Origin of the sequence: Actinophytocola sp. NPDC049390, assembly GCF_044466355.1 — a bacterium.
Classification (GTDB): Bacteria; Actinomycetota; Actinomycetes; order Mycobacteriales; family Pseudonocardiaceae; genus Actinophytocola.
This window is the reverse complement of sequence record NZ_JBITMQ010000010.1, coordinates 21,517-34,821: the sequence shown is the minus strand read 5'-3', so window position 1 is coordinate 34,821 and position 13,305 is coordinate 21,517. Positions and strand designations below refer to the sequence as shown.

Below are 13,305 nucleotides of genomic sequence, written 5' to 3'. Positions count from 1 at the left end.
GGCGACAGCGGTAACACTTCTCCGCTTTTCCCACCGCGGAGCCAAGTTCGCACGACCGGCCGGAGCGGGGAGTCCGATGGGGACGCGGCGCAGATCACGTTCGGACCGTCGCCCTGCCGAAGTCCCGCGTCGTGGGCACGAACATCATGGCGACCGGGACCGCGAAGCACACGGCCGCGCACGCGCCGAGCACCGCGGTGACCCCGAACACGTCGACGGCGGGCGCGATGAGCGCGAGCCCGACGGGTGCGAGTCCGTACGACAACAGGAAGTCCAAAGAGGACACTCGGGCGAGCTTGTCCGGTGCGACCTCGCGCTGCGTGGCGGTGAACCACGGCACGTTGAACAGTTCGATGCCGAGCCCGGCGACCACGTACGCGGCCACGACCAGCGCCCAGTGGACGGGGAACAGCAACGCGAGCGGCGCGAACCCGTAGCAGGCGAGGGCGGCGAGGGCGGTCCAGCCCGGTGCCCTCGGACGCGAGCGGGTGACCACGAGCGCGCCGAGCAGCCCGCCGACCGTGTAGGCGGTCATGGCGGCGGCGAGCACGGCCTCGGTGCCGAAGGAGTCCCGGCTGACGAGCGGCAGGACCACGCCGGTGGCCGAGTAGCCGGTGGCGATCACGGCGGTGAGCGCGCACAGCCCGGCGAGGAACCACGGGTGCCGCCGCGCCTCCCGCACGCCGTCGGCGAACTCGCGGACGAACGAGACCCTCGCGGTGTCCACGGTGTGGCGGCCCGCCGGGGGCACGAGTGCCGCGCACAACCAGACCAGGCCGGTGCCGACGAGGAGCGCGGACGTGCTGAGCGCGGTGGCCAGCAGCGCCGTCAGCGCGGGCGCGGTGAGCGTGATGACGCGCACGGACAGCGCCATCGTCGCGTTGGCGGTCTGCCTGCGCCCGGGGTCGACGATCTCCGCGACGAGCGCCTGGAACGCGGGCCGGCACGCGCCCTGCCCCGCCCCGACCACGAGTGCGGCGGCCGCCATGAGCGGCACCGACCGGCCGAGCCCGAACGCGAGCACGGGTGTGCCCGCTGCGGCGGCCAGCCCGGCCCACAACACGACCCGGCGACGCGAGTGGCGGTCGGCGAGCACGCCGCTGACCGGTACCGCGAGCAGGAACCCGACCGTGCGGGCGGCGAGCACCACGCCGAGGCCCGCCGCGCTCAGCTCGCGGGTGAGCACGCCGAACCCGAGCACGAACGGCAACGCCCAGGTGGCGAGACCCGAGGCCGTCGTGCCCAGCCAGAGCCGGACGAACGCGGGCTCGCGCAGGACCGACCGCCCGGCCTCGGTCGGCGACGTGGTCACCCGCAACCTCCTGTCGACGGATGCGGGCGACTCTAATTGAAAGCGATTGTCATTCTGCTTTGGGGGTGGGGAGGGGGCGGTAGTCGCAGTCGTAGCCGAAGTAGCGCGGGCCCACCAGGTCGAGACCTGCCGGGGTCGTCCACCTCGGGTCGCAGGGGAGCCCGAGCACCGTCACCCGGTTGCCGTAGCGCAGTGCCTCGGTGGTGATCGGTTCTCCGGTGTCGGTCGCCAGGACGCAGATCAGGTCCGGTGTGGTCGCCAGCACCTCGTCGTCGCGGGTCGCCAGGAGGTACTCGTTCTGGAACGACAGGTGCAGGTCCGCGCCTGTGCCCGTGATCGTGGCGCCGCCGCGGGCGAAGCCGTCGGTGGTGGCGCGGTGCACGTCGGTCACCTTGCCGGTGGTCAGGTGGACACCGCCGGCCAGGTCCGCGACCGCCGCGACCGGGTCCGCGTGCGACGCCCGCGCGCTCCGGGCCGCTGCGCCGAGCCGTTCCGCGAGCGTGATGGTGCCCGCGACCAGCCCGTCGGGTAGCTGCGCACCGGTCATCACCGTGTCCGCGGTGTACACCGAGCAGCCGGTGGCCACGCAGGCCGCGCGGGCGATGCGTTCGGCCCACAGGTTGGAAACCGCGTCGACCACGAGCGTGTTGCCCTTGTCGTCGGCCACGGCCATCGGGCTGGCCGGGATGCCCGCGAGCGTCGGCAACACCATCTGCGCCTCGGGGAACGCCCTGCCCATCGCGTCGCCGTCGACGACCGGCAGCCCGGTCTCCGCGGCGAGGGCGAGCGGCACCGTCGAGTTCATGCCGCCGATCTCGATGGGCACGAGGTGGGTCGCCGTGATCCCCCTGGCCTTCTCCAGCGCACGCAGCGCCGCGAGCGTTTCCGTGCCGTTGGGCAGTTTCTCCGTGCCCACCGTCGGCGCGCCGAGCATGGAGACGGGGACGACCACCGCATCGGGTGGGACCTCGTCGATGTCCACCAGCGTGACGGGGCTGTGCCGGGTGATGGCGGCCTCGGCGAGGAGCCTCCCGAGCCACGGGTCGCCGCCGCCACCGGTGCCGAGGATGCCGGCGCCGCGGGCGATGTCGTCGAGGTGCCCCGCGTCGATCTCACGCATGGCCGGCACCGACGCGTTGCGGTGCGCGGACCCGGTCCAGGTCGAGGTCCCCGACGGCCTTCACCCGCACCCGGGTGGCGCCGCCGGGCAGGTAGGCGAGCGGCACCTCGTCGACCTCCACGATCTCGACGCTGCCCGGCCGGGCACCCGCGGCCTCGGCCTGCGCGACCGCCTCGGCCTTGAGGTCGGCGAGCACCGTGGTCCGCGTGCCGTCGGCGATCGGGACGACCCGGTCGAGTTCGCCGCCGACCTTGGCGATGGCCGCGCCGATCGCGTTGGCCACGTCGGCGTGCGCCGGGCGCCGCACGTCGGGCAGACCGGGAAGCGTGTCGGGCAGCACGACGCTGCCGCCGCCGACGAGGATGGCCGGCAGTGGTGCGGGGGAGGTGCGCATCCGGTCCACGGCGTCGGCGATCCGCTCCGCGGCGGCCGCCAGCACGGCTCGCGCCCGGTCGTGGTCGAAGCGGCGGACCAGCGCCGTGGTCGTGCCGACCCGGGTCTGCCCCGCGGCGACGGCCACGTCGGTCAGGGTGAGCGTGTCGCCGCCGAACACCAGCGCTCTGCTGCTCAGCGCGAACCCGACGCTCTCCGGCCCGACCGTGCACCGCTGCGCGTCCGAGAAGTCGCGGACGAGGCTGCCGCCGCCGATGCCCAGCGACAGCACGTCGGGCATCCGCCAGTTCGTGCGGACGCCCGCGACCTCGGTGGTCGACGTGGTCTCCCGGGGGAAACCGCCGACGAGCACACCGATGTCGGTGGTGGTGCCGCCGACGTCGATCACGGCGCAGTCCGCGACACCGGCGAGGAAACCCGCGCCACGCGTGGAGTTCGTCGGCCCGGACGCGAACGTCGCCGCCGGGAACCGCCTGCCGTACTCGATGTCCATGAGCGTGCCGTCGTTCTGGCTGAGCAGCAGCGGCGCGGTGATGCCCGCGTCGGCGAGCGCACCGGTCAGCGCGTCCGCCAACTCGTCGGCCAGGTCGGCCAGCGCCGCGTTGAGCACGGTCGCGTTCTCCCGCTCCAGCAACCCGATCCGGCCGAACTCGTGCGAGCACGACACCCGCAGCTCGGGCACCTCGCTGCGCAGCAGCTCCGCCGCCTCGTCCTCCATGGCCCCGTTCACCGGCGCGAACACCGACGACACGGCGACCGACCGCACCCCGGCCCCGGCGAGGTCGGCCGCGACCCGGCGCAGCTCATCAGGGTCCAAAGTGGACAGCTCGGCGCCGTCGTACTCGTAGCCGCCGTGGCACAGGTAGGCGCGGTCGCCCACGGCCGCGCGCAACCGTTCCGGCCAGCCGGTCAACGGCGGCAGCGCCGCGGTCGCGGGCAGGCCGAGGCGCACGACCGCGGTCGGCGTCAGGCGGCGGCCCTCCACCACGGCGTTCGTGAAGTGCGTCGTGCCGATCATCACCGCGGTGATCGCGCCGCGCGCGAACCCCGCCGGTGCCTTCGCGAGCAGGTCACCGATCGCGGTGACCACACCGGTCGTCACGTCCGCGGTGGTGGGCGTCTTCACCGCGGCCACGACCCGCACGTCCGCGTCCTGACGGCCCGCGATCAGGACGGCGTCGGTGTTGGTGCCACCGACGTCGATGCCAACCCGCATCAGTCGGCGCCCTTCTCGACGGTCAGTTCCCCGGTGCCGCGCACCAGCCCGGCCTTGCCGACGACCAGGTAGGCGAGGCCCGCCACCACGAGGGAGTTGAGCGCGGGGATGCCGAACTGCACCTGCTCGGTCCAGTAGCCCAGCACGGCGGCACCGACCCAGATCACCAGCGTGGTGGGCACCCAGCCGGGTTCTGTCTCCGGCAGCCTGTCCTCCTCGCGGGACGCGTCGAGCGCGGGGCGCCAGCGGCGCACCAGGAAGTACTCGGCGACCATGATGCCCGCGATCGGCGGCATCGCGACACCGAGCACCGTGAGGAAGTCGGCGAACCGGTCCAGGATGCCCAGCGCCGACAACCCCGTGCCGAGCACGCCGATCGCGATCGTCGCCACGACCCGGTTCACGCGCACACCGAACACAGTGGACAGCGTGTTCACGAAACCGAGCGAGGAGCTGTAGAGGTTCCAGTCGTTGATCTTCACGGTCGCCGACACGAGGATGATGATCCCGACCGTGCCGGAGGTCGCCGCGAAGATCGTGACCACGTCGGCGGACCGGATCGCGTACGCGAGGATCACGCCGACCAGCCCGAGCACGTACTGGCCGAGGGTGATCGAGACGACGGTCTGCTTCACCACGTCCCCGGTCGACCGGTTGAACCGGGTCATGTCCGGCGTGAGCACCGCGCCCGCGATGTAGGACCCGGCCACGATCGTCGCGCCGGTCGCGACGGACATCGGCTCACCGAACCCGGCCGTGCCGAGCAGGTCGCCGAGGCTGTGCTCGGACAACTCGCCGACGATGGACCACCCGGCCAGCACCAGGAACGCGGGCACGGTGACGTAGGCGATCCACGCCATCCACCGGAACCCGTAGACGACGAGCGCGGTCACCGCGAGCCCGGTCACGATCGACCACAACCACACCGGCACCCCGTCGACGAGCGCGTGCAGGCCCCCGGCGAAGATCGCGTTCTGGATGCCGAACCAGCCGATCAGGCTCGTCGCGACGACCAGCCCGATCAGGCCGGAGCCGAACCGGCCGAACCCGGTCCACCGCGCGAGGACCGAAGTGGACAGTCCTTCCCGGACGCCCGCGATCCCGGCGAAGATCGCGACCAGCTCGAGGATCACCGAGCCGAGCGTCAGCGACCAGAACGCGCCCCAGAACGACATCCCGGCGCCGAGCGTGGCGCCGAGGAGGAACACGGTCAGGTCGGACAGCTGCCCGAACCGTTGCACGGCAACGGTCCACCACGGATAGCGCGCCCGCGCGGGCACGCGTTCCAGCGCGTAGTCGTCGGCACCCAACATCGCGTCAGACCCCGTTCCTTTCCCCCAGTAGTGGTGTGGTGGACGCCCGCCTGCCCGCCATGCCCGATCTGGGCGGGCCTTCCGCCCGCGCCAGGAGCGCGACGGCGGGTTCGGCGAGATAGCTCAACGGGGTCTCCTCGACGAGTTTCGCCCTGGCGTAACGGGGATCGGCGCCCGCGTGGACGGCCGCGGCGCGTGCCGCCTCGTGCACGGCCTCCCGCGTGACGTCGTTGTCGCCGTGCACCGCCATCACCCGGCTGGCCTCGCCGCCGACGGGCGCGGTCGCGACCCCGACCGCCGCGGCCGCGTGCGCCCACGGCGGGCACCGGACGCTGACCGTGCCGGGCAGGTGCGGCGGCAGGATCGCCGCCAGGTCGTCGGCGCCGGGGCCGCCGAGCAGCAGCGGCAGGTCGCCGGGCGCGGTCTTCGCGCGGTCGATGGCCTCGGTCAGCGTCCACGAGTCGTACGGCCCCTCCGCGCGCGGCCGGACCGGCACCCGCGCGACCAGGCGCAGGCTCGTCGGCACGCCCGCGATCGTCGTGTGGCCCGAGGTCAGCCTCGGCAGCCCGGCCGTGACCGCGCAGATCGCCGGGGCGGTGCCGTCCGCGCGGGTCAGCGCCACCAGCGCGTCCTGCTCACCGGCGAGCAGCGCCGCGCCGCGGACCGTCGCCGCGGCGGCGCCGCCGTAGAGCGCCAGCGGATGCGTGGCCGCGTAGTCGATGGCCATGATCGTGCCGTCGTTGCGGGCGAAGAAGACCTCCGCGTGCCCGAGTCCGTGCGCGGTCATCACGTCCTGCAGCCGGGCCGCGTCCCGGCCCGCGGGTGGTGTCATCACCGCCTGCAGCACGGTCGCGTTCTCCCGCTCCAGCAACCCGTTGCCGCCGATCTCGTGCGACAGCACGATCCGCACCGTGCCGCCGAGCTCCCGCTCCAGCACCGCGGCGGCGGCCAGTTCGTGGTCGGGGGTGAGGGTGGCGAACACACCCGTGATCGCGACGGCCTCCACCCTGCCCCTGACCGACCGCGCGAAGGCGGCGAGACCCGCCTCGTCCAACGGTTCGAGATCGGTGCCCTCCAGCCGCGCGCCGCCGGTCACCGTCGTGGCCGCGAACACGGCGCGGTCGCGGAACTCCGGTGGCCACAGGGCGAGCGGCGGCACCGCGGTCGTCGCGGCGCCGAGCCGGACCACCGCGACCGGGCCGTGCCCGCCGGTCCACGCTGACGTCTGGTCCGGGCGCGCGTCCGGGGCCACGACGAGGTCGTCCAGCTCGGTGATCGCGAACAGGACGCGGTCGACGTCGGTGACCGTGCCGCGCCCGTCGAGCTGCGCCAGCAACGGGTCCAGCACGGCGGTCAGCGCCTCGTCGGGAGTGCGACCTCCCGTCAGCCGCCGTGTGGTGACGGCGTCGATGTTGCCGTGGCCGTCCACGAGCGCGCCCGCGACCTCGTTGCCGTCGACCGCGATCCCGAGCCGGTAGCCGGTGAGCTCAGACATGGTCGGCCACGACGGGGGAGTAGTCGAGGGCGAGGCCGAACGCGCGTGGCCCGACGAGCCGCAGCCCTTCCGGTCGCCGCCACAGCGGTGGGCTCGGCAGCGCGAGCACCACGATCCGCAGCCCGTACCGCAGCTCGGGCACCGGCACCGGTTCGCCGGTGTGCACGTCGAACAGCGTGATCACGTCCGGCGTCGCCGCCAGCAGCTCGCCGTCCTCCAGCACCGCGTGGTACTCGTGCCCGGCCTCGAGCCGCAGCCAGCGGCCGTCGTCGCGGTTGACGCCCTCCAGCAGGATCGTCCTGCGGGTGTTGGTGGCGAGCGTGGCGCTGGCCCTGTTCTTGATCGGGTGCACGCCGGTCACCCGGCACTCGCCGAGCCGGGCACCGCCGAACTCCCCGGCGAGCAGGCCCACCGCGTCCCTCGTCGACGCGCCGTCGGCCTCCTCGAGAACGGTGCCGATGCGCAGCGCCCTGGTGATCGACCCGTCGACCACCGCGCCGTCCGCCTGGTCGACGGTCATCACGTACTCGCTGCTCACCGCGCGGTTGCCGAACGCCGTCGCGACGTTGCGCGCCAGGCGTTCCAGCCACTCGCCGGACTCGGCCCGCACCAGCACCACGCGGTCGTGCTCGTCCGCGAGCACCGACGGGCTCGCGGTGATCCCGGCGACCTGCATGGCCACCTGCTCGACGCCGGGGAACGCGCGGCCCATGCCGTCGGCGTCCAGCAGCGGCAGCCCGGCGTGGGCGGCGAACGTGACCGACATGGGGCCGTTGCTGCCACCCACCTCCGTGCACATCAGCGCCGCCACCGGGCGCCGGAAGTGCGCCTCGACCTGCTGCCGGATGGCGACCGACTCGCGGCCGGTGCCGATGCGCTCCACGAACACGTCAGGCGCGCCGAGCAGCGCGCACGGCATCACCAGCTCGTCTGCGGGAAGTTCGGACAGCCGCACCACGCGCACCGGGCCGTGTTCGGCGACCGCGTGCAGTGCCGTGGGCAACGTCTGCCGCGCGGGCCCACCACCACCGGCGCCGAGGACGTCACAGCCTCGGGCGAACGCGGCGAGGTTGGCCTTGTCGAAGTGCACCAAACCATGTTAGTAGCCTGTCACGCAGCGTATTTAGCTTCACGCGACAGGAAATGGACCGTGTTTATCGCGCGACGACAAACCGAGGACGACGCTGGTGCGGTGAGCGTCGCCGAACTCCTCTCCGCGCCCGATCTCTCGGCGCTGGCGCTGCTCGCGGGTGACCCGGCCGGTGTCGTGCGCGCGGTGCGCGTGGTCGCCGGACTGCCCGAGCTGCGCGCACTCGGTCCCGGCGACCTGGCGGTCGTCGTGCCCGCGGTGGCCGTCCAGGCGCAGGGCCACCAGTTCGACGTGGCGCTCCGGGACACCGCCGCCACCGGCGCCGCCGCCGTGGTCCTCACCGGCGTCGACGCCGACGCGGTCGAGCCGACCGCCCGCCGCATCGCCGACCGGTGCGGCCTCGCCCTCCTCGTCGCGCCCTCGGACGCCGAACCGACCGCGCTCGTGCTCGCCGTGGCGCGCGAACTCGGCGGCGACACCGACAGCGCGCTCGCACGGGTCGACAGCGCACGTCGCCTGATCGCCGGTGCGGCCACGGCCGACGCGGTCCTGGCCGCCGCGGCCGAAGCCCTCGCCACCGACGTCGCGGTCCGCGACCCCGACCGCGCCGAGCCGGCCGCGCTCGTCGAGGTGGACGGGGCCGCCGACGGCTACGTGGTCGCCAAGGTGCCGAGGGAGGCGCGGGGCGCGTGGGTCGTCGCGGCGCGGATCGTGGTGCGGCTCGCGGCCGACGCCTACGCGCGTGCGGTGGCGGGCAGCAGGCGGACGGCCCTCGCCCCGATCCACGACCGCGGCAGGTTGCTCGGTGAGCTGCTCCTCGCACCGGAACCGGAACGCGCCCCACTCGTCGCCCGCGCCAGGGCGCTGGGTCTCGCCGTCGACGGCTGGCACCAGGTGCTGCGGTTCGAGCTGTCGTCGTCGCTGCCGGAACCGACCGGGATGGCGGGCTCCGGCCAGACCGAGGCGGTCGGCAGCACCGCGCTCGACGCGGTCCTCGCCGACAGCGGCCCCGACGCCGTCGACAGCTGGCACGGCACCCGGATCGGCGGCGACGTGCTCCTCGTGCGCACCACCGGTACGAAACCCGGTGCGTCGGCCGCACGCATCGCGCACCGCGCAGCCACGACCGCGCTGGCCGCGGCCCGTGACCGGTTCCCCGGACTCGTGCTCCGGTGCGGCATCGGCGGCGTGTACCGGCGGGCGGAGGGCCTGCGCTCGTCGGCCACCGACGCCAGGGCGGCACTCGCGGCGACCCGCCAGTCCACGCCCGCACGCGACGTCGTCGCGATCGACGCGCTGGGGCTCAACCGCATGCTGGTCGAGTGGTACGCCTCCGACACCACCCGCGCGTCGGTGGACGACATGCTCGCCCCGCTGGCGGAACTGGGCAGCCAGGCCGCGGCGGACGCCATCCGCACCCTGCAGTCCTACTTGGACCACCAGGGTTCACCCGCGAAGGCCGCGAAGGACCTCAACGTGCACCCGCAGACGATCGCCTACCGGCTGCGCAAGATCACCACCCTGCTGCACGTCGACCTCGACGACGCCGAGCAGCGGCTCGCACTCCAACTGGCCTGCCGGGCGTGGCTGATGCGCTGACCAACCAGCCACGGCGAGTCACGCTCTCCAACACCGCGAGTCGCGCGCTGGAACACCGCGAGTCGCGCGCTCGCACACATCGAGTTGTCGGTTTCGTGCAGGAGCGCGGGCTTGTCCGGGAGCAAGATCGGCACGAAATGTGCAACTCGGTGTGTCTGACAGCGCGACTCGCGGTGTTGGAGAGCGCGACTCGCGGTGTTGGTGGCGATCGCGGATACCCGCGGTGGCACGCGAGCCGCCGACCCTGCCGCCGGGCGAAATTTCGCACGGTGTGTACTTCCGTCTGGACGGCTCGGTCCGGCGGGCCCAGAACCGCGAGCACGAATGACGAGCCGCGTATGACGTGCCTGTGGCACAGTCGTCACCGTGCCGTTGGATGATCTGCCCGACTGGCTGCCGGGCTGGTGCGTGGACCGGTTGGGGGACACGCCGGTCGACGTGCTGTTCGAGGCGCGGTCGATCTCGGCGGTGTTCGGCCTGCGGTTGGCCGGCGGGCGCGACGTCGTGGTGAAGGTGCGGGAGGACGAGGGCCGGGCGCCGTCGTGCCTTGCCGCGCAGGCACGGTTGGCGGAGCGGGGTTTCCCGTGTGCGCGGCCGATCACGCCCGCGGTCGTCGTCGAGGGGCTGGCGGTGCACGCGGAGGAGTACCTGCCCGGCGGCGAACCACTGCACGGCGACACACCGGAGGTCGCCGTGCGCTACGCGGCGGTCTTCGCCCGGCTGATGGCCGAACTGACGGAGGTGACGGTCACGCCGCCGTTGCCGAACCCGCGCTGGGCACGGTGGGACCACACCGACCCCGGGCTGTGGCCCGCCATCCCAGTCCTCGACGAGCGGGACCAGAGCGCCGTGCCCGCGTACGTCGTCGAGACCGCCGAGCGGGCCCGCAAGCGACTGCTGGCCGCCGCCCTGCCGTGCGTGCTGGGCCACGCCGACTTCGAGGGCCAGAACCTCCGCTGGCGCGACGGGCACCTGTGGGCGGTGCACGACTGGGACAGCCTGGCGTGGCAACCGGAAGCGGCGCTGGTGGGTGCGGCGTGCGGGGAGTTCGCCAACACCGCCGGCCCACCGACCCTGGCCCCGCTGGAGAGCTCCGCCGCGTTCCTGACGGCATACCAGGACTTCCGAGGTCGCCGGTTCACCACGGAAGAACTGGAGATCGCGTGGGCAGCCAGCCTGTGGCCCGCGGCCCACAACGCCCGCTGGGAAGCCCTGCACGCCGACCCCCCACGATGCGGCACCACACTCCAAACCCAGGCCCAAGCCCGCCTCCAAAGAGCAAACGCATAACCCCTCCGCGAGTCGCGCTCCCCACCACACCGAGTTGCACGTCTCGTGCAGATCTCGCCCCTCACGCAAGCCCCCGTGCCTGCACGAACCCAACAACTCGATGCGCGTGAGCGCGCGACTCGCGGTGCGCAACTCCCGCGAGTCGCGCTTGCCAACACCGCGAGTCGCGTTCGCGGACATACCGAGTTGTCGGGTTCGTGCTGGTCTTGAGCCGCGGGCAACGCCGCGCGTCTGCACGAAACCGACAACTCGGTGTGCGTGGGCGCGCGACTCGCGGTGTTTGAGAGCGCGACTCGCGGTGTGGTTGTGTGTGGCGCGGCTGCTTGCCTTGCAGGGCTTTGACGTTCTGGTGTGTGAGCGGCGGACCAGTCTCGAGCTCGGGATCCGGACTACCGGGATCTTCGTGCGGCGGACGCTCGAGGACTTCGCCTTGCCCGAGCACCATCTTGGGCCCGCGGTGCGGCGGGTTCTGCTCTATCCGCCGTCTCGGCGGGAGCCGGTCGAGTTGGCCAGCGACCGTGACGAGTTTCGGGTCGCCGACATGGCGGGGATTTACGCGTACGCCCTGTCCGAGGCCAGGCGGGCGGGGGCGCGGGTGCGTCTGGGCGTTCGGTACCCGGTGGGCGGTGTCACCGCACGCTTCACGATCGGCGCGGACGGGGCTCGGTCCACCGTGGCGCGCAGGCTTGGGCTCGACGTCAACCGGCGGATGATCGTCGGGGCCGAGGAGGTGTTTCCCGTCCAGTCCACAGGAGCGCCCGCGTTCCACTGTGTGCTCGACCCCCGGCTCGCGCCCGGTTACCTCGCCTGGCTCGTCGACGACGGGACGCACGCCCACGTCGGTCTGGCCGGGCGGCCAGACCGGCTCGCCGCGCCGCTTCCCCGGCTGCTGCGTTCTTTTCGCGACGGCTTCGCGGCGACGCCTGCCCCTGCCGGGCCGGTGCGCCGCCGCGGCGGGCCGATCCCTGTCGGTGGCGTGTTGCGGCGGATCGTGTCCACGGAAGGGCTTCTCGTCGGTGACGCCGCGGGCGCGGTCTCACCGCTGACGGCGGGTGGTCTCGACCCGTGCCTGCGCCTCTCGCGACTGGCCGCGACTGTCACCGGTGACTACCTGCGCACCGGCGATTCGGCGGTGCTGCGGCACTACGACGGCGCGGCCTTGCGTGCCCGGTTCCGCGGCAGGCTCGTGTTGCGCGACATCCTGTCCAGGGTGGGGAATCCGGCCACCGTCGAGTTGGCGTTCCGGCTGCTGCGCACCCCGCCAGGCCGGGCGGCCGCCGCACGTCTCCTGTTCGCCGACGGCTCGTTCCCCGACACCGCGAGTCGCGCTGTCGGACATGCCGAGTTGCGCGATTCGTGCTGACCTGGCTCCTGGCAATCCCTGCACGAACTTGACAACTCGGTGTGCGTGGGCGCGTGACTCGCGGGGTTGTGGGTTCGCGAGTCGCGTTGTCGGGCATGTTGAGTTGTGTGGTTCGTGCTGGTCTGGCTTCTGGTAGTTCCTGCACGAACTTGACGGCTCGGTGTGTGTGGGCGCGTGACTCGCGGGGTTTGTGGGTTCCGAGTTGGTGTTCAGGTTGTGGGGGTGCGTAGTTTGGTTGCGGTGTCGACCAGTGATGCGATCGCTGGTGAGTGGGTGCGTGGGGGCCACGCGATGACTGTGGTGACCGGTGGTGCGTCGACTACGGGCACCGAGATGTGTTCCGGCCACTGCCAGGCGCGGCTGGAGGCCGGGATGACGAGCAGCGTTCTGCCCAGCGCCACGAGTTGCGCGAGCTGCGACTGGGTGTGGACCTCCGGGCCGGGGCCGTCCGGGTAGGACCCGTCCAGGCGGGGCCAGCGTGCGATCGGCAGGTCCGGCACGGTGTCGACGTCGGCCAGTGTGAGCTGGTCGTGGGTCGCGAGCGGGTGCGTCGCCGGGAGGATCGCGACCTGGCCTTCGGTGTGGAGGTCCTTCGTGTCGAAGCCGGCGAGGTCGTCGAACGGGCGGTGCATGAGCGCCACGTCGGCGTGCCCGTCGCGGAGCAGCCGTGTCTGCTCGCCGACCTCGCACAGGAGCACCTCGACCGGCGGCGCGTCCGGGTCGTTCGCGAGTGCGTCGAGGAGGCGCTGCAGCAGTTCGTGCGACGCGCCGGCCTTTGTCGCGAGTACCAGTGGCCGTGTCGGGTGCGCGGCTCGGCGCGTCCGGCGTGCGACCGCCGCGACCGCGTCGAGCGCTGCCCTGGCCTCGCGCAGCATCACCTCGCCGGCGTCGGTGAGCGCCGCGCCGCGCCGGTCGCGGTCGAGGAGGCGGACGCCGAGCCGCTTCTCCAGCAGGCGGATCGCGCGGGAGAGTGGCGGCTGCGCGATGCCGAGCCGGTCGGCGGCGCGCCCGAAATGCAGTTCCTCGGCCACGGCGACGAAGTACCGCAGCTCGCGGGTCTCGAGATCGTGCACGGACGGAAGCCTACCGCCTGATACCCACTGAGTATCAGAAC

The 13,305-nt window shown here is 73.0% G+C and carries 10 protein-coding genes; 3 read left to right on the top strand and 7 right to left on the bottom strand.

Going from position 1 to position 13,305, the window contains the following annotated elements:
* Window positions 1–94: 94 nt before the first annotated feature.
* The 6 genes from ACIBVP_RS26345 to ACIBVP_RS26320 are packed head-to-tail and all read right to left on the bottom strand — an operon-like array spanning window position 95 to window position 7,939.
* Window positions 95–1,312, bottom strand: coding sequence for an MFS transporter (locus ACIBVP_RS26345; RefSeq protein ID WP_396109010.1), 1,218 nt, complete (start codon window positions 1,310–1,312; stop codon window positions 95–97).
* A 49-nt stretch (window positions 1,313–1,361) separates the two neighbouring features.
* Window positions 1,362–2,432, bottom strand: coding sequence for a DUF917 domain-containing protein (locus ACIBVP_RS26340; protein WP_396109009.1), 1,071 nt, complete (start codon window positions 2,430–2,432; stop codon window positions 1,362–1,364).
* Window positions 2,425–4,041, bottom strand: a complete 1,617-nt coding sequence (locus ACIBVP_RS26335; protein ID WP_396109008.1) for a hydantoinase/oxoprolinase N-terminal domain-containing protein — start codon at window positions 4,039–4,041, stop codon at window positions 2,425–2,427. The genes ACIBVP_RS26340 and ACIBVP_RS26335 overlap by 8 nt, the downstream gene beginning before the upstream one ends.
* Window positions 4,041–5,354: a purine-cytosine permease family protein gene (locus tag ACIBVP_RS26330; protein WP_396109007.1), complete on the bottom strand. Its 1,314-nt coding sequence runs from the start codon at window positions 5,352–5,354 to the stop codon at window positions 4,041–4,043. Before ACIBVP_RS26330 ends, ACIBVP_RS26335 begins: the two co-directional genes overlap by 1 nt.
* 4 nt (window positions 5,355–5,358) lie before the next feature.
* Window positions 5,359–6,849 carry a hydantoinase/oxoprolinase N-terminal domain-containing protein gene (locus tag ACIBVP_RS26325; RefSeq protein WP_396109006.1) on the bottom strand — a complete coding sequence of 497 codons (1,491 nt, stop codon included), beginning with the start codon at window positions 6,847–6,849 and terminating at the stop codon, window positions 5,359–5,361.
* Complete coding sequence (locus ACIBVP_RS26320) at window positions 6,842–7,939, bottom strand: DUF917 domain-containing protein (protein ID WP_396109005.1); 1,098 nt, start codon at window positions 7,937–7,939, stop codon at window positions 6,842–6,844. The genes ACIBVP_RS26325 and ACIBVP_RS26320 overlap by 8 nt, the downstream gene beginning before the upstream one ends.
* Before the next feature lie 102 nt (window positions 7,940–8,041).
* On the opposite strand from ACIBVP_RS26320, the gene ACIBVP_RS26315 reads away from it, so the two are divergent.
* From ACIBVP_RS26315 to ACIBVP_RS26305, 3 genes are all read left to right on the top strand, one after another.
* Window positions 8,042–9,538, top strand: coding sequence for a PucR family transcriptional regulator (locus ACIBVP_RS26315; RefSeq protein WP_396109004.1), 1,497 nt, complete (start codon window positions 8,042–8,044; stop codon window positions 9,536–9,538).
* A gap of 366 nt (window positions 9,539–9,904) precedes the next feature.
* On the top strand, window positions 9,905–10,828 hold the full coding sequence (locus tag ACIBVP_RS26310) for a hypothetical protein (protein ID WP_396109003.1): 924 nt from the start codon (window positions 9,905–9,907) through the stop codon (window positions 10,826–10,828).
* A gap of 403 nt (window positions 10,829–11,231) precedes the next feature.
* Entirely contained in the window at window positions 11,232–12,191 is a 960-nt protein-coding gene (locus ACIBVP_RS26305; protein WP_396109002.1) for an FAD-binding monooxygenase, read from the top strand.
* 209 nt (window positions 12,192–12,400) lie between these two features.
* On the opposite strand, the gene ACIBVP_RS26300 is transcribed toward ACIBVP_RS26305, so the two are convergent.
* A complete protein-coding gene (locus ACIBVP_RS26300; protein WP_396109001.1) occupies window positions 12,401–13,264 on the bottom strand; it encodes a LysR family transcriptional regulator in 864 nt (287 codons plus the stop codon).
* Window positions 13,265–13,305: the final 41 nt, after the last annotated feature.

What these genes read in the sequence shown, in the direction of transcription:
- ACIBVP_RS26340 (WP_396109009.1), bottom strand. Translation starts at nt 2,432, where the DNA reads ATGCGTGAGATCGACGCGGGGCACCTCGACGACATCGCCCGCGGCGCC.
- ACIBVP_RS26335 (WP_396109008.1), bottom strand. Translation starts at nt 4,041, where the DNA reads ATGCGGGTTGGCATCGACGTCGGTGGCACCAACACCGACGCCGTCCTG.
- ACIBVP_RS26330 (WP_396109007.1), bottom strand. Translation starts at nt 5,354, where the DNA reads ATGTTGGGTGCCGACGACTACGCGCTGGAACGCGTGCCCGCGCGGGCG.
- ACIBVP_RS26325 (WP_396109006.1), bottom strand. Translation starts at nt 6,849, where the DNA reads ATGTCTGAGCTCACCGGCTACCGGCTCGGGATCGCGGTCGACGGCAAC.